This window comes from Microbacterium cucumeris (assembly GCF_058349845.2).
The window spans coordinates 39,612-54,307 of sequence record NZ_JBYRIZ020000001.1; the positions used below are offsets into that span (position 1 = coordinate 39,612).

The following is a 14,696-nucleotide window of genomic DNA, read 5'->3' on the forward strand; positions in this document are numbered from 1 at the left end:
GGAACGGAATCCCCAGACATGAGCAGCGACGCTCGCCCCCGCACCATCCTCTTCTACGGCGACAGCATCACGGATGCCGGCCGCCGCACGGACCCGCAGGAGCTGGGGGACGGCTACGTCCGCGTGATCGCGGAGCACCTGGCGCAGGAGCACCCCGAGATCCGCGTCGTCAACCGCGGGATCGGAGGCAACCGCACGGGAGACCTCATCGACCGCCTCGACGCGGACTGCATCGACGAGAACCCGGACGTCGTGACCATCATGATCGGCATCAACGACGTGTGGCGCCGCTACGACGACGACGACGCGACGAGTCCCGAGCAGTTCGAGGCGAACCTGCGGACGATCCTGACCGGCATCCGCGACCGCGCGGGGGCATCGCTCGTGATCCTCGAACCGTTCCTGCTCCCCGTCGCCGACAAGCTGCGCTTCCGCGAGGATCTCGATCCGAAGATCGCGATCGAGCGGCGCCTCGCGGCGGAGTTCGGCGCGACCTTCATCCCGCTCGACGATCTGCTGGCCCGCCACGGCGAGCAGAGCAGCCCCGAGGCGATCGCCGGCGACGGCATCCACCCGTCGCCGGACGGTCACCGCATCATCGCCGAGGCGTGGCTGGACGGGGCCTCCGCCCTGCTGCGGGCCTGACGCTCACGCGGCGGGCCGGCGCAGCACGGCGAGAGGCTCCCTGACCGGCCGCTGCTCGCGCGCCTCGTCCTCCGCCGCGTACTCGTCCTGTTCGACGAGCACGTCGGCGTCGGTCAGCAGGGCGGCACGGGCCAGCGCCTCGGCCGCGGGAACGCGGCCGAGAGAGCCGACTCCCAGCGCATCCCCGTCGTCGACCCACGGGACATCCGCCAGAGCATCCAGCGTCCGCTCGTCGTCCCACATCCGCTCATCCAGCACGAGCGTGTCGACCGCGGCCTCCTGGAGAGCACGCAGGACCGGCTCAACCCCTTCGACCCCGTGGCTGCCGTGATCGACGCGCGCCCGGCTCCTGGAGGTCGAGAGATCCTCCGTCTCGAGCTCGGCCAGTCGCCGGGCGATCGCATCCTCGAGGGCGGAGTCGTCGGCGCCGTCGGCCCGCGTGTGCGCGTCGACGTCGAGGACGAGCGCCCTGCTCGCGTCGGCGAGGTCGTCCCGAAGGAGCTGCCGTGCGCGGACGTCGCCGGCGAGCGCGACGAACGCGGGCTGACGCTCGCGGACGACGGTGTCGACGGCCTCGGCCACCTCGCGCTGATTGAGCTTCCAGATCTCCTCCGAGGCGCGCTGGTGCTTCGCGTGCGACCACCCGCCGGCCTGCACCTTGGGTAGAGCGTCCGTGCGGCCCTCCACCTCCTGCGGTGGCTCGGGGGAGCGCTCCGCGCGCTCCCAGCGCAGCTGAGCGCCTTCTCGTCCCGCCTCGACCACGAGGTACCCGACATCGGCCGAGCCGTGCAGCAGGAGCGGTCGCAACGGCGGCACGGGGCCGTGGGTCAGGATCTCCTCGCCGTGACGCCGTCCGCTCAGCGCGCTGTCCAGGACCACGGCTCCATCGACGACCACGATGTAGCGCGACGACGGCGACGGCAGACCCGCCCCGTCGCGCAGCGCCGTCGCGACCGCCTCGACGTCCGCGGGCGGGGCGCCCTCTTCGTCCAGCCGGCGTCGGACCGAGTCCTGCTTCTTCTCCTCGATCACCTGCGGCTCATCGCCCGCCCCGTCCACGTAGGCGACCGTCCATGGTCCCGAATCCCGCAGCAGAGAGGCCATCCGCGTGAGATCAGTCATGCTCGGCATCCGGATCCTCGTGGGTGAAGGCCCGCTCCACGTCGTCGCGATCGGTGTCGTCCGGGAGGGGCTCGGTCCCGCGGAACTCCTCCGCATGAGGCCGGCCGTGTCCTTGAACGAGTCCGCGCGTCTCCTGCTCCATCTGGTCATCGAGGGCGGGACCGTGCTTCGTGTTCCCGCGTTCTGCGTCACTCATCTCTGCTCCCTTCATCGTCTCCGGCAACCGTAGGTCGGGCTCCGTCGAAAACGGACCCGGTTGACGCCGCCGCCGGTCCGCGCTACCCCTCGCGGATCCCGTCGGCACGGGGCATCCTGGAAGCACAGACCGTGAGGGGAGGAAGCGATGCGCGATCCATATGACTCCATCGACGAGGAGGCTCCGCTGCCGGACCGCTGGGAGCAGGAGCGTGAGCTGGTGGACGACCCGGAGGATGCCGAGGAGCCGGTCGACGACCGGTATCCGGATGCCGCGAGCACCGATGCGGACATCGTCGACGCCCTGGAGCAGTCCATCGACGTTCCCGACGAGGAGCGCTGGGACGACGACTGAGCGTCAGCGCGGCAGCAGGTGCCGGATGCCGTCCGCCCACAGAACGCGCCACCACGCGATGTCGTGGCCGCCGTTGAACTCGAGGAAGACGTGCTCGTGCGCGAGCGAGCCCAGGTGCGCGACGAGGACGCGGTTCGGCTCGATCAGCCCGTCCTCGTGACGTCCGGCAGTGAGGAACAGACGCACGGGCGTCGCGTTCGTCGCCCGCTCGAGCATGTCGTGCATCCACAGCGAGGAGGACTGCGCCAGTGCCGCACCCGCGACGTCGGGGTGATCGAAGACCGTCTTCAGCGCGGTCAGACCTCCCAGGCTCTCACCCGAGACGATCACATCGGAGGGGTCATCACTGACCGGCACCGTCGACCGCGCCCAGGGCACCAGCACCTCGGCGATCTCGGTGCTCATGTCCCCGTCGATGTGCAGATCCGTCATGCGGCGCGCACCCTCGGCGTCGACGAGCAGCAGATACGGCGTGCGGATCGACCCAGCCGCGTGCAGCGCGTCCACGGCGGTAGCCGCGTCCCCACCGCGCTGCCAGATCTCGCCGTCCAGCATCACGACGAGCGGGCGAGCCACCGAGCCGTCGTCGCCGGCAGGACGGTGCAGCCATACCCGGCGGCCGTTGGGCAGCCGATGCTCGGTGGACGTTCCGCGACGGTCGGGCACGGCATCCGTCCACTCCGCCGCCCGTGCCTGCGGGAGCTCGGCGACGGACGCCGCCCCGCCGTGCGTGCCGATCGTGAGCGGGTTGCGCGGATCTGTCCGGCCCTGCTCGCGCACGGTGCGCATCGCCCACCGCGATTCCATCTCCTCGAGCTCTGCGAGCCCCGCGGCATCCAGCGGCAGGATCGTGTAACTGCCGTGCCAGTCCGAGCCGAGCCGGAAGGTGCGGAACCACACGTCGGTGCCGTGGATGCGCTCCATCAGCCCGTCCGCCGCGCTCAGGGTGATCTTGTTCACCGTCAGCAGCACTGCGTGGGCGTCGGCGTCCCGCCACAGGAAGGTGACCTGCCGTTCGTCCGGATGCTCGGGCACCTCCTCGACGATCGGCGTGCGCCGTGCGGGGCCGGCCCAGAACGCGTCGACGAGGGCCGATCGGTCTCCGGGCGCCGCTGCGACGGCTGAGCGCAGGCTGTCGAGGGTGCTCATCATCGGTTCTCCTGAAGGTGGCCGCGCAGTGTCGTCGCGGAGTAGTGCGTTCGGAATGCCCCGGCTGCGGCGAGCTCGGGCACGACTTCTCGGCAGAACAGCTCGAGTGACCGCCATGATCCGGTCGGCAGCGCGATGAATCCGTCGATCGCGCCGGTTCCGTGCCAGCGCAGGATGGCATCGACCGCGTCCTGCGGCGTGCCGACGATGCTCCAGTGCCGCACGTGAGCGGGGGAGTCTCCCGTGTCCTCGGCGAGCGCTCGGGCCCGAGCGCGGGTGTCGGCGAGGCACAGCGAGAGCCCCGGGAGGATGCGGACCTTCCGATCGGCGTCTCCTGCGTTCAGCGCGGCGCGGAGAGCGGCCGCCTCGGCGGGGTACGCCGTCATCGCGAACACCGCGTCGGCGTGCGCCCGTGCGAAGGCGTGGGAGGACGGCGACCCGCCGGCGTGCAGCAGCGGCCACGGGGCGTCCCCGACGGCCGCCACGGTCAGGGGACCCGCCGAGTCGTACCGGCCCCGCGGGGCGACGCGGGACAGGCGCTCCGGATCGGCGAAGCGGCCGTGCTCCCGGTCGATCAGCAGAGCGTCGGCGGGGAAGGTCTGCCGCAGCTGCTCCACCACGGCGACGAAGTCCGCGGCGTTCGCGTAGACGTCGTCCGGTCGTGCCTGCTCCCCGAAGTTCTCCGCGCCGCCGAGCGAGGTCACGACGTTCCATCCGACGCGCCCGCCGGTCATCCGGTCCAGAGACTGCAGCTGACGCGCGACGGTGTGCGGGTGCGCGTAGGTCGCCGAGACGGTCGGCACGAGCCCGATGCGCCGGGTCGCCGACGCGATCAGCGCCAGGAGGACGACCGGGTCGAGCGAGCTGAATCCGGGGCCGTTCTCGACCGTCGCCGGGTCGAGGCTGAGGGCGTCCGGCTTGAACAGGAAGTCCAGGTGGGCCTCTTCGGTCAGACGGGCGGCGTCGAGGAAGGGACCGGCGGAGAACAGCTCCTCGGCTCGGCTCGACGCCGCCCGCCACGCCCCGCCGCGCAGCCACGTGGCCGACAGGGAGAGACCGATCGTGAGCGGCGGCATCAGCGGTGCTCCGCGGAGCTGGAGATGGGGATGACCATCGGCGTTCCGAAGACCGGGTCCGCCAGCACGCGGGCGGTGAGCCCGAAGACGTCGGCGAGGAGCTCCTCGGTCAGGACGTCGGCCGGTCGACCGGATGCCGCGAGCGCGCCGTCCTTCATGACGACGAGGTGGTCGGCGTACCGCGCCGCCTGGTTCAGATCGTGCAGGACGAGCACCATCGTCCGGCCCTCCTCGCGGTTGAGTCTGCGGCACAGCTCGAGGACGTCGAGCTGATGCGCGATGTCGAGGAAGGTCGTCGGCTCGTCCAGCAGCATGACCGGGGCGTCCTGCGCCAGCAGCAGCGCGATCCACACCCGTTGGCGCTGGCCTCCGGAGAGCTCCTCGACGGCGCGGTCGGCGAGATCCGCCGTCCCGGTCGCCGCCATTGCTCGGCGCACCGCCTCCTCGTCCTCGAGCGACCACTGCTGCAGCATCCGCTGATGCGGGAAGCGGCCGCGGCCCACGAGGTCGGCGACCGTGATCCCGAACGGCGCGGTGGAGGACTGCGGCAGAAGCCCCAGCCGCCGGGCCAGCTCCTTCGGCGAGAACGAGCGGACGTCCGCGTCGCCGAGGAGCACACGGCCTGTCGAGGGCGTGAGCAGATGCGACAGGGCACGCAGCAGCGTGGACTTGCCGCACGCGTTCGGCCCGATGATGACGGTGACCTCGCCTGCCGGGATCTCGACGTCGAGGCCCTGCGACACGCGCCGCGAATCGTAGGAGAGCGTGATGTCCTGCGCGTGCAGGGCGGATGCCGTGGTCATGTCGTCCTTTCGCACGTCACACCTGCTTCGAGCGGGTGAGCAGCCAGATCAGATACAGGCCGCCGATGATCCCGGTCATCCGGCCGATTGGGACGGACGCCGTGATCGGCAGCACCTGGGTGAGGATGTCCGCCAGCACCAGGAGGCACGCCCCCATCGCGGCGGCGCTCAGCACCGGCATCCCGCGCGACGCGGTCAGCCGGATGACGAGCTGGGGAGCGGCGAGCGCGATGAACGCGATCGGGCCCGCGGCTCCCGTGGCGAGGCCCGCCAGCGCGACGGCGGCCAGCATAAGCAGCACCCGCGTGCGCTCCACGCGCACCCCGAGCTGCTGGGCCAGGTCGTCGCCCATCTCCATGAGGGAGGCACGGCGCGCCAGCGCCCCGACGAGCGGGACGATCACGAGAGTGCCGATCATGACCGGGAGGGCGTGGCCCCAGTTGCGGGCGTCCAGCGATCCGGAGAGCCACAGGTTGGCGGCGATGGCGTTGTCCAGGTCACCGGTCACGAGCAGCAGCCCGTTCAGCGCGCCCAGGACGGCGCCCACGCCGATGCCGATCAGGATCAGCCGATAGCCGCCGGTGACTCCGCCCTTGCGGGACAGGACGTAGACCACGGCCGCGGTCAGCAGCCCGCCGATCACGGCGCCGAAGGACACCTGCAGCGGCGGGGCCTGGAACACGACGATCTGCACGATGGCTCCGGTGGCGGCTCCCGTCGTGAAGCCGATCACGTCCGGGGATCCGAGCGCGTTGCGCGACACCGACTGGAACACGGCGCCGGAGACGCCCAGCGCCGCCCCCGCGAAGATCGCCGTGATGACGCGGGGGAGACGCAGGCCTCGGACCACCTGTTCCTGCTGCACGGTCTCGGCGCCGCCGAACAGGGCGGCGACGACGTCCCCGAACGGGATCGGCAGGGTGCCCACGGTCATCCCGACGACGCCGAGAACGAGTACGAGCGCGATCAGCGCCGACGTGACGGCGATCGCCCGGGGCTGCAGGACGATGGACAGCCGGCCGAAGCGCCGCACGCGTCCGGCGATCACGGGGGCGCTCACAGCTGGACCATCCGGCGACGACGGACGAGGAAGACGAAGAACGGACCGCCGAGCAGCGCCACCATGATGCCGACGCTGATCTCGCCGCGCGGCGGGATGATGCGGCCCAGCGTGTCGGCGACGACGATGAGGAGCGAGGCGATGAGAGCGGAGTACGGCACCACCCACCGGTGATCCACCCCGGCCACGAGACGCGCGAGGTGGGGCGCGGCGAGTCCGAGGAAGGCGATCGGTCCTGCGGCGGCCGTGGCCGTGCCGGCCAGGACGATGACCACGATGCCGGCGAGCGCCCACACCCGTCCAGGGCTGCCGCCGAGGGAGCGGCTGAGATCCTCGCCGAGCAGGGCGGAGTCCAGCGGGCGCGCCAGCACCAGCGCCAGCAGGAGTCCGGCGGCGGCGAGCAGCCCGATCGAGGCGAGCACCTCGTACCCGCGGCCCGCGAGCGAGCCGACCATCCAATGCCGGTAGCGGTCGAAGACCTGATCGGGACTGTTGACGAGCACAAGCTGGGTGAGCGCTCCCAGCACGACCGTGAGCGCGGCGCCGGCGAGCACGAGCCGGACCGGGTTCGTGCCGCGGCGCACGCCGCCCAGGAGGTACACGGCGACGCCGGCGACGGCGGCTCCGACCAGTCCGAGCCACATGTACCCGGACACGTCGGTGATCCCGAAGAAGGCGATCCCGACCGCGATCGCCACCGCGGCCCCGGCGTTCACGCCCAGGATGCCGGGTTCGGCCAGCGGATTGCGGGTCAGCGCCTGCATGACGGCACCGGCGACGCCGAGGCACAGGCCGACGACGACGGCGAGCAGTGCGCGCGGGATGCGCTGGTGCACGACGAGCAGGTGCTCCGAGTCGGTGGGGTCGAACGAGAACACGGCGTTCCAGGTGCTCTCGAGAGAGATGTCGCGGGTGCCGACGCACGCGCTGACGAAGACGCCCACGGTGATGAGGACGAGAAGGACGATGAGGCCGATCCGGCGTCGGGCGGATCGAGGGGATTCGGGGCGCATGACAGCGCGGACGGCACCGGGCAGAGGACCCGATGCCGTCCGGTGGATCACTTCGCGAAGGTCGCGACGATGCCGTCGACGATCTCGGTGGCCGAGTACTTATCGATGCGGAACGAGTTCAGGCCGAGCCCGTGCACCTGTCCGGCCTGAACCGACGGCAGGTTCGCCAGCACCGGGTCATCCGCGAACGCCTGGGCGCCCGCGTCGTCCTGACTGAGGATGAAGGTCGTATCGGCGGTCAGCTCGGTGAGGTTCTCGTAGGAGGCCCACACGAAGTCCTCGCGCAGGGCGTCCTGCGTGTGCCACGCAGTGTCGGGGTCCTCGATCGTGAAGCCGAGGGAAGCGAGCAGCTCGCCCTGTGCCGAACCGGCGCGCGCGATCGGGTTGCTCTCGCCGGCGCCGTTGTAGGAGATCACGTTGGCGAGTCCCTCGGGGACGGTGATCCGATCCGCCGCGTCCGCGACGTAGGCGTCGAAGTCGGCGACCGTCTGCTCCGCCTCGGCCTCGAGTCCGGTGGCCTCACCGAGCTCGGTGGCGAGCTCCTGCCAGGTCTGCCCGCCGTAGTCGACGACGATGGTGGGGGCGATCTGCTGCAGCTCGGCGACCTGGTCGGCGACGGAGTCGGCGCCCGAGGCCGAGACGACGATGAGGTCCGGCTCGTAGGCGTAGACGGCCTCGAGGTCGACATCGCCCGCGGTCCACAGGTTCGCGACCTCGCGCTCCTCGGCGACGTCGGCCCACTGGGCGAAGAACTGGCCGTTGCCGGCGGAACCGGACGCCACGACGGGCGCGTCGAAGGCCAGCAGCGTGCCCGCGACCGACACCGATGTGGACACGATGCTCTCGGGCTGCGCCGGGATCTCGGTGGTGGTGCCGTCGGCGTTCTCGAAGGTGCGCGGCCAGCCGGAGTCGGACGACTCCGACTCGGACGGCGCGCTCTCCTGCGCCTCGGTGGCGGACGTGCAGCCGGCCAGGGCGATGGCGCCGGCGGCGAGCAGGGCGGCGCCGGTGAGAAGGCGGGAGCGCTGGGCGAACGCGTGAGGCATGGGTGTTCCTTTCGGGAGCAGGAGGGGATGGTGGTAAGCCTAACCTAACCATTGTCTGATCTGTCAATCCGAGTGCGCTCCTCGGGTGGAGTTCCTAGAGTGGTGTCATGGACAGAACGCTCGTGCTGGCGGCATCCGCACCGATCCCGGTCGGCCACCGTGTCGAGGTCGCCGAACAGCTCGATCTCGTCGGCGGGACGAGCGCGGTGGTCGCGATCACCGATCTCGAGACCGGCGTGCGGTATCAGCGCGCCGAGGAGCCGTCCGGAGAGCTCTCGGTCTGGCAAGGGGTCGTGCTCACCACGACCGTCACCTCGACGGCGGACGGTCCGCGCACGGCCATGAAGATCGATGCCGTGCGCAGCGGTGCGGCGGGCGCGGACATCGCTCTGCGCGATGCGGATGCCGCAGCGGACGCGGCCAGGGCGGAAGCCGACCGCTGGGGGTCGGACCCGTTCCCGGAGAGCGAGCCGGATCGCTTCTGGTGAGGTGACGCAGCGCTTCTCCTCGACGTCACCGGAAGTCGCGCGAGCGGTGCTCGATGCCGGTGCGGAGGTCCTCGAAGGCGTCGGCGAGCACGTTCACGACGCCCTCGGTCGACCGTTCCAGGATGCCGCGCACGATGAGTGCCGGCGAGTCGCGGGCGATGCGCTGATACCTCTTCCAGACCCCCGGCGAGCAGACCACGTTGACCAGACCGTGCTCGTCCTCGAGGTTGAGGAATGTGATGCCGGATGCCGTCGCGGGGCGCTGCCGATGGGTGACCAGGCCGGCCACCTCGATGCGGCGACCGACCTCGTGCTCGGGCAGCCGTGCCGAGGCGAGGACCCCCCGTTCGTCCAGCTGCGCGCGGAAGTGCGCCAGAGGGTGGTCATCTGTGGCGATGCCGGTGGCCCAGAGATCGGCGGACAGGCGCTCGTACCCGGTCTGGTCGGGGAACAGCGGCGGCTGCACGGCGATCACGGTACCGGGGAGATAGCGGGCGCGGTCCTCGGCGGCGTTCCCCGCCAGCCACACCGCCTCCCGGCGCTTCAACCCCATGCTCTCGAAGGTCCCGGCCGTCGCCAGCGCCTCCACCTGCGCCGCCGTCGCATCCGTCCGGCGCACCAGGTCGTTGAGGTCGCGGAACGGACCGTTCTCCTCGCGTTCGCGCACGATCCTCTCGGCGAACGGCACCCCGATGCCGCGGACGTCGGAGAGTCCCAACCGGACGGCCGACCCGCCGTCACGGCGATGGGCTGCCGACTCGTCCGGCGCCGAGCGGTCGAAGCGCACCGCGGCAGCCGGATCCCCGTCGATCAGGCACGACGCCAGGCCGGTGGGCCCACGGTCATCGCCGAGGGGCTCGAGCGACGCCTGCGCCTCAGAGGCGTGCAGGTCGGGCCTGCGCACCTCGACGCCGTGCCGGCGCGCATCCGAGGTGAGCGTCGCCGCCGAATAGAAGCCCATCGGCTGGGAGCGCAGGAGTCCGGCCAGGAAAGCGGCCGGATAGTGCAGCTTCAACCATGAGCTCGCGTACACGAGCAGCGCGAACGACAGCGAATGCGATTCGGCGAAGCCGAAGTTCGAGAACGCCTGGATCTGCGCGTAGATCCGATCGGCGCTCGCCTCGTCGAGCCCGTGGCGCGCCATGCCGGCGTACAGCTTCTCGCGAATGCGCTCGATCTTCTCGAGTCCGCGCTTGGACCCCATCGCCCGGCGCAGCAGGTCGGCCTCATCGGCCGTGCAGTCGCCGAGGGTCGTCGCCATCTGGATGAGCTGCTCCTGGAACACCGGGATGCCCAGCGTGCGATGCAGGATCGGCTCGAGGGCCGGGTGGGCATAGGTGACCTCTTCGTCCCCGAGCTTGCGGCGCACGAACGGGTGCACCGCGCCGCCCTGGATCGGGCCGGGACGGATGAGGGCGATCTGGATGACGAGGTCGTAGAACTCCCGCGGCTGCAGACGCGGGAGCAGTCCCATCTGCGCCCGGGACTCGACCTGGAACACGCCGATCGAATCGGCCCGGCACAGCATGTCGTACACCGCAGGCTCCTCCTTCGGGAGGGACTGCAGCGTCCATCGCTCCCCGGTGGCCGCGGCGACGAGGTCGAAGCAGTGCTGCAGAGCGGCGAGCATCCCCAGGCCGAGCAGGTCGAACTTCACCAGCCCCATCCACGCCGCGTCATCCTTGTCCCACTGGATGACCGTGCGGTTCTCCATCCTGGCGTGCTCGACCGGCACCACCTCCCCGACCGGACGCGCGGTGAGCACCATGCCGCCGGAGTGGATGCCGAGATGCCGGGGAGCCTTGAGCAGGTCCGCCGCGTACGCCAGCACCGGTGCGGGGATGTCATGCCCCTCGGCAGGCTGCAGATCGGCGCCCCAGCCCTCGACCTGCTTGGACCAGGCGTCCTGTTGACCGGGGGAATGCCCCAGCGCTCTCGCCATGTCGCGCACGGCGTTCTTCGGACGGTACTGGATGACGTTCGCCACCTGCGCGGCGCGCTCTCGTCCGTACTGGTCGTACACCCACTGGATGATCTCCTCGCGGCGGTCGGAGTCGAAGTCCACGTCGATGTCCGGCTCCTCCTCCCGCGTGGTGGCGAGGAAGCGCTCGAAGGGGAGGCGGTACAGGATCGGGTCGACGGCGGTGATCCCGAGCAGATAGCAGACCGCGCTCGCCGCGGCCGATCCCCGTCCCTGGCAGAGGATGCCGCGCCGTCGCGCCTCGGTCACGATGCCGTGCACGATGAGGAAGTACCCCGGAAAGTCCTTCTCCTCGATCACGTTCAGCTCCCGCTCGATGCGTGCGCGGCCGTCGTCGTCCAGTCGGGGATAGATCCGGGGGACGGCTCCCCAGACCAGCTCGCGCAGGTGACCCATGGGGGTCTGCCCGTCGGGGAACGTCATCCGCGGAAGAGCGGGCCTGGCGCGGCGCAGCTCGAACGCGCTGTCGCGGGCGATGGCGAGCCCGTGGCTGATCGCGCCGGGGAATCGGCGGAAGCGCTCGGTCATCTCCGCCCCGCTGCGCAGATGCGCCGAACCGTGCACGGGCAGCCAGCCGTCCAGCTCGTCCATGCCTCGGGTGGCGCGCACCGCGGCGACGGCCTCGGCCATGCCGACGCGCTCGGGCACCGCGTAATGCACGTTGTTCGTCGCGACCACCGGCAGCCGCTCGGCGCGGGCGAGGTCGGCCAGGGCGTCGTTGCGGCTCGAGTCCCTCGGGTCGCCGTGGTCGATGAGCTCGACCGCCACATGATCCCTGCCGAACAGATCGACGAGGCGGCGAACCGGGGTGACGGCGTCACCGGCGGCGAGTCCGCGTCGCACGGCGCCCTTGCGGCATCCGGTGAGGATCGTCCAGTGCCCGTCGGCGCTCGCGGCGAGCTCGTCGAGGTCGTAACGGGGACGACCCTTCTCGCCGCCTCGCAGCTGGGCGCGGGTGATCGCTCCGGAGAGACGGTGGTACCCGTCCATCCCGCGGGCGAGGACCAGCAGATGCTCGCCGACCGGGTCCGGGGCACCCGTGCGCGGTGCCGTGAGGTTCAGTGAGAGCTCAGCGCCGAACACGGTCTGCACGCCGAACCCGCCGACGTCGGCGGCCTCCGCGAAGCGCGCCGCACCGTAGAAGCCGTCGTGGTCCGTGATCGCCAGGGCGGTGAGCCCGAGCCGCTCGGCCTCGAGGAGCAGATCCTCGGGGGAGGAGGCGCCGTCCAGGAAGGAGAACGTGGAGTGCGCGTGCAGCTCGGCGTAGGGAACGGCGTCCTTCGGACGGGTGACCGCGATCGGCGGGTCCGTCCGCCGCTTCCGGCTGGTCGGACCGGGATCGGGGCGAACCGGGACGCCCGCGGGCGGCTCGCGGGCGCTCAGGGTCTCCTCCAGCTCGCGCCAGCTCATGCCCGGATGGTTCTGCCAGCCCATCAGGCGTACCTCCCCTCGGCCCACCAGGCCTGGTCCTCCCACAGCACGAGCCAGGCGCGCTGCGCCTCGTCGACGATCTGGAAGCGGTGCGCGCTGTGCGCGGCATCCGGATCCCAGCCGTGCTCGCGCAGCGGCCAGGGACCGGCCCAGGACAGCACAGGGGAGTCCGCGATGAACGCCGGTGCCGCCGACATCCGCCCCCGCGCGTCGACGGAGGGGATCGAATGGTCCGCCGCCGCGACGGCGATGGGGCGCGGCGGAGTGAAGACCTCGGCGGGGTGCGGGGCAGGCAGGCTTCCCGGCCAGGGCAGGGCAGGGTCGCGTTCGAGCGGAGCCCGATCTCCCCAGGGCTGCAGCTGCTGACGATCGGCCATCCGCCTCCCGCCGATGATCATCGGCGTCACGACGCCGCGGTGGCCGAGCAGTGCCTGGACGCGGGAGACCGCATGGTGCAGCCGCTCTTCGGGCCCCTGGCCGAACAGGCCGGGCTGGTGGTTTCGGGAGTCGTCCGTGCGGGTCGGGATGATCCGCACGGACACGATCCCGGCGGGGACGCGATCGGAGTCATCCGGTCGCGCGGGGCGGAGCGTCTCCAGCTGCCAGCGGACCCGGTCGACGAGGTCGGCCGCCTCGAAGCAGGTCGGATGCATCCACACCCGGGACGAGACGGCGCCGTCGTCGTCGGTGAACTCGATGCGCACCTCGGTGCAGACGAGGGAGGCGTCGGCCAGACCTGCGAAGACGGCGTCCGCGGTCTGCCGCACGGCGAACGCCACCTGGTCGGCCTGGCCGAGCGGCGTCTCGAACACCACCTCGCGCGAGAGCTCCGGTGGAGGGGAGCCGGTGGGGAGGGGACGGGAGTCCGCTCCCGCCGCGAGGGCGTGCAGGCGCACGCCGCGCTCGCCGAAGCGGTCGCGGATCATGCCCTCGTCGAGCCGGGCGAAGTCGGCGAGCGTGCGCACTCCGAGCCGGTCGAGCAGGGCGGTGATCTCTCCGTCTCCGAGGACCTGCACCGGCAGCGGTGCGAGGAAGGAACGCGCGCCGCCCGGAGGCACGACGAAGGCGGGGTCGGCCAGTCGCGCCGCCTGTTCGGCGGTGAACAGGCCGTCGGCGACGCCCGCCCTCGCCCCGGGATGCCCATGGTCCGCGAGCACGCCGATGAGCACGCTCGCGGCCTCGACCTCTCCGCCGTAGTACCGGGCAGCTCCGCGAGCGCGGAGGGCGGCGAGTCCGGGGCGCAGCGGCTGGACACCGGGGACCTGCTCCTCGAGCAGCCGCAGCACGGGGAGGAAGGCGCTCTCATCGCGCAGCGGATCCGCGTTCAGCAGGCGCAGCGCAGGGGAGCGGGACTGGGCCAGGCGGCGGCGCTGACCGCGGCGCACCCCCTGTGCGCGCGCCTCTGCGGAGCAGGCGACGATCGTGTTCGCCTGCACGACGGCCACCGGACCGTACGGCGGTGGGGCGCCGACCGCCGCGCGCACCGGCCAGTCCGGCAGCCACAGCACGAGATGTCGGGGAGGCATCATCCGGCGACCGCCCAGTGCTCGGTGCCGGTGCCCTCGTCGGCCGGCAGACGCAGCGGCGCCACCGGACGCAGCGCGGCGGGGGCGGCATCCACCCGCCCCAGCGCACCGGGAAGCCGCACCCGGATGCGCCGGGGCGTCTCCAGTCGGCGGGATGTGGAGCTGAGCGTGACCGTGCGGTCGGCCAGCAGACCCCAGCCGTCGCCGAGGCCGTGCCATTCGGTCTCCTCCACCCGCAGCGTCGCCTCGCTCTGCGGCCATCGGGCGGTGACCAGGAGCGTGCAGGCGCGATCGCGCAGGCGTGCGTTCATGCGCTGGATGTCGGCATCCGACACCCGGCTGCGCGGATGGACGGCGATGAGGGGGACGACCTCGGACAGCGCAGAGGCCACGGTGAGCCAGCGCGGACCGGGATCCGGCACGAGGATGAGCCGCGACAGCTCGACGCCGAAGCCCGCCATCGCCTCGATGCCGAGGGTGGGCATGCCGATGACGGCGCACCAGGACCCCTTCTGCGACGGAGCGGAGAGCAGGGCGCCCAGCAGGCTCGGAGACGGCATGAGGGAGTAGGCGGCGCCGGTGCGCAGCCCGTCGTCGGGCAGCAGCCCCTCCAGTGCGGGGTCGATGGGGAGGAGGGGGACGTCGCTGCGCCGACGCTGCATGCGCGAGATCTCGCTGCGCAGGCGGTGCAGCTCCTGCGCGCGGGAGGGGGTGCTCTCGGCGTGCAGAGCGGTCGGGGCGGAGAGTGCGATGCCCATGGAACCATCCTCGAAGATATCTACTAATAAATCAAGTGATGCCCTGAG

At 71.6% G+C, this 14,696-nt stretch carries 14 protein-coding genes; 3 read left to right on the forward strand and 11 right to left on the reverse strand.

The genetic code is table 11. The features are described 5' to 3' along the window. Window positions 1-18: 18 nt before the first annotated feature. A complete protein-coding gene (locus tag AC3RXZ_RS00220; RefSeq protein WP_243226079.1) occupies window positions 19-645 on the forward strand; it encodes an SGNH/GDSL hydrolase family protein in 627 nt (208 codons plus the stop codon). Between the two features lie 3 nt (window positions 646-648). On the opposite strand, the gene AC3RXZ_RS00225 is transcribed toward AC3RXZ_RS00220, so the two are convergent. Further along, window positions 649-1,767 carry a baeRF2 domain-containing protein gene (locus tag AC3RXZ_RS00225; protein WP_491492806.1) on the reverse strand — a complete coding sequence of 373 codons (1,119 nt, stop codon included), beginning with the start codon at window positions 1,765-1,767 and terminating at the stop codon, window positions 649-651. Further along, window positions 1,760-1,963, reverse strand: coding sequence for a hypothetical protein (locus AC3RXZ_RS00230; RefSeq protein WP_491492807.1), 204 nt, complete (start codon window positions 1,961-1,963; stop codon window positions 1,760-1,762). Before AC3RXZ_RS00230 ends, AC3RXZ_RS00225 begins: the two co-directional genes overlap by 8 nt. A gap of 147 nt (window positions 1,964-2,110) precedes the next feature. On the opposite strand from AC3RXZ_RS00230, the gene AC3RXZ_RS00235 reads away from it, so the two are divergent. Then, window positions 2,111-2,317, forward strand: a complete 207-nt coding sequence (locus tag AC3RXZ_RS00235) for a hypothetical protein (protein WP_491492808.1) — start codon at window positions 2,111-2,113, stop codon at window positions 2,315-2,317. Window positions 2,318-2,320: 3 nt separating this feature from the next. Here the strand turns inward: AC3RXZ_RS00235 and AC3RXZ_RS00240 are convergent, their stop codons facing one another. Genes AC3RXZ_RS00240 through fepB form a run of 6 tightly spaced genes read right to left on the reverse strand, consistent with a single transcriptional unit; the run spans window position 2,321 to window position 8,464 of the window. Beyond that, a complete protein-coding gene (locus tag AC3RXZ_RS00240) occupies window positions 2,321-3,466 on the reverse strand; it encodes an enterochelin esterase domain-containing protein (protein WP_491492809.1) in 1,146 nt (381 codons plus the stop codon). Then, window positions 3,466-4,542 carry an LLM class flavin-dependent oxidoreductase gene (locus AC3RXZ_RS00245; RefSeq protein WP_491492810.1) on the reverse strand — a complete coding sequence of 359 codons (1,077 nt, stop codon included), beginning with the start codon at window positions 4,540-4,542 and terminating at the stop codon, window positions 3,466-3,468. The genes AC3RXZ_RS00240 and AC3RXZ_RS00245 overlap by 1 nt, the downstream gene beginning before the upstream one ends. Continuing rightward, a complete protein-coding gene (locus AC3RXZ_RS00250; protein WP_491493484.1) occupies window positions 4,542-5,345 on the reverse strand; it encodes an ABC transporter ATP-binding protein in 804 nt (267 codons plus the stop codon). Before AC3RXZ_RS00250 ends, AC3RXZ_RS00245 begins: the two co-directional genes overlap by 1 nt. Before the next feature lie 16 nt (window positions 5,346-5,361). Further along, on the reverse strand, window positions 5,362-6,405 hold the full coding sequence (locus tag AC3RXZ_RS00255) for a FecCD family ABC transporter permease (RefSeq protein WP_491492811.1): 1,044 nt from the start codon (window positions 6,403-6,405) through the stop codon (window positions 5,362-5,364). After that, a complete protein-coding gene (locus AC3RXZ_RS00260) occupies window positions 6,402-7,469 on the reverse strand; it encodes a FecCD family ABC transporter permease (protein WP_491492812.1) in 1,068 nt (355 codons plus the stop codon). Before AC3RXZ_RS00260 ends, AC3RXZ_RS00255 begins: the two co-directional genes overlap by 4 nt. Beyond that, a complete protein-coding gene (gene fepB / locus AC3RXZ_RS00265) occupies window positions 7,466-8,464 on the reverse strand; it encodes a Fe2+-enterobactin ABC transporter substrate-binding protein (RefSeq protein WP_491492813.1) in 999 nt (332 codons plus the stop codon). The genes AC3RXZ_RS00260 and fepB overlap by 4 nt, the downstream gene beginning before the upstream one ends. Window positions 8,465-8,571: 107 nt before the next feature. On the opposite strand from fepB, the gene AC3RXZ_RS00270 reads away from it, so the two are divergent. Then, complete coding sequence (locus AC3RXZ_RS00270) at window positions 8,572-8,952, forward strand: hypothetical protein (RefSeq protein WP_491492814.1); 381 nt, start codon at window positions 8,572-8,574, stop codon at window positions 8,950-8,952. Window positions 8,953-8,977: 25 nt separating this feature from the next. Here AC3RXZ_RS00270 and AC3RXZ_RS00275 read toward each other — a convergent pair whose 3' ends face one another. From AC3RXZ_RS00275 to imuA', 3 genes are read right to left on the reverse strand one after another with little or no spacing between them, the layout of a single operon-like run. Next, window positions 8,978-12,367 (reverse strand): error-prone DNA polymerase, encoded by a 3,390-nt coding sequence (locus AC3RXZ_RS00275; RefSeq protein ID WP_491492815.1) that lies wholly within the window; start codon window positions 12,365-12,367, stop codon window positions 8,978-8,980. Continuing rightward, window positions 12,367-13,893, reverse strand: a complete 1,527-nt coding sequence (locus tag AC3RXZ_RS00280) for a DNA polymerase Y family protein (protein WP_243226066.1) — start codon at window positions 13,891-13,893, stop codon at window positions 12,367-12,369. The genes AC3RXZ_RS00275 and AC3RXZ_RS00280 overlap by 1 nt, the downstream gene beginning before the upstream one ends. Then, window positions 13,890-14,648 (reverse strand): DnaE2-dependent mutagenesis accessory factor ImuA', encoded by a 759-nt coding sequence (imuA', locus tag AC3RXZ_RS00285; RefSeq protein ID WP_243226065.1) that lies wholly within the window; start codon window positions 14,646-14,648, stop codon window positions 13,890-13,892. The genes AC3RXZ_RS00280 and imuA' overlap by 4 nt, the downstream gene beginning before the upstream one ends. Window positions 14,649-14,696 lie beyond the last annotated feature (48 nt).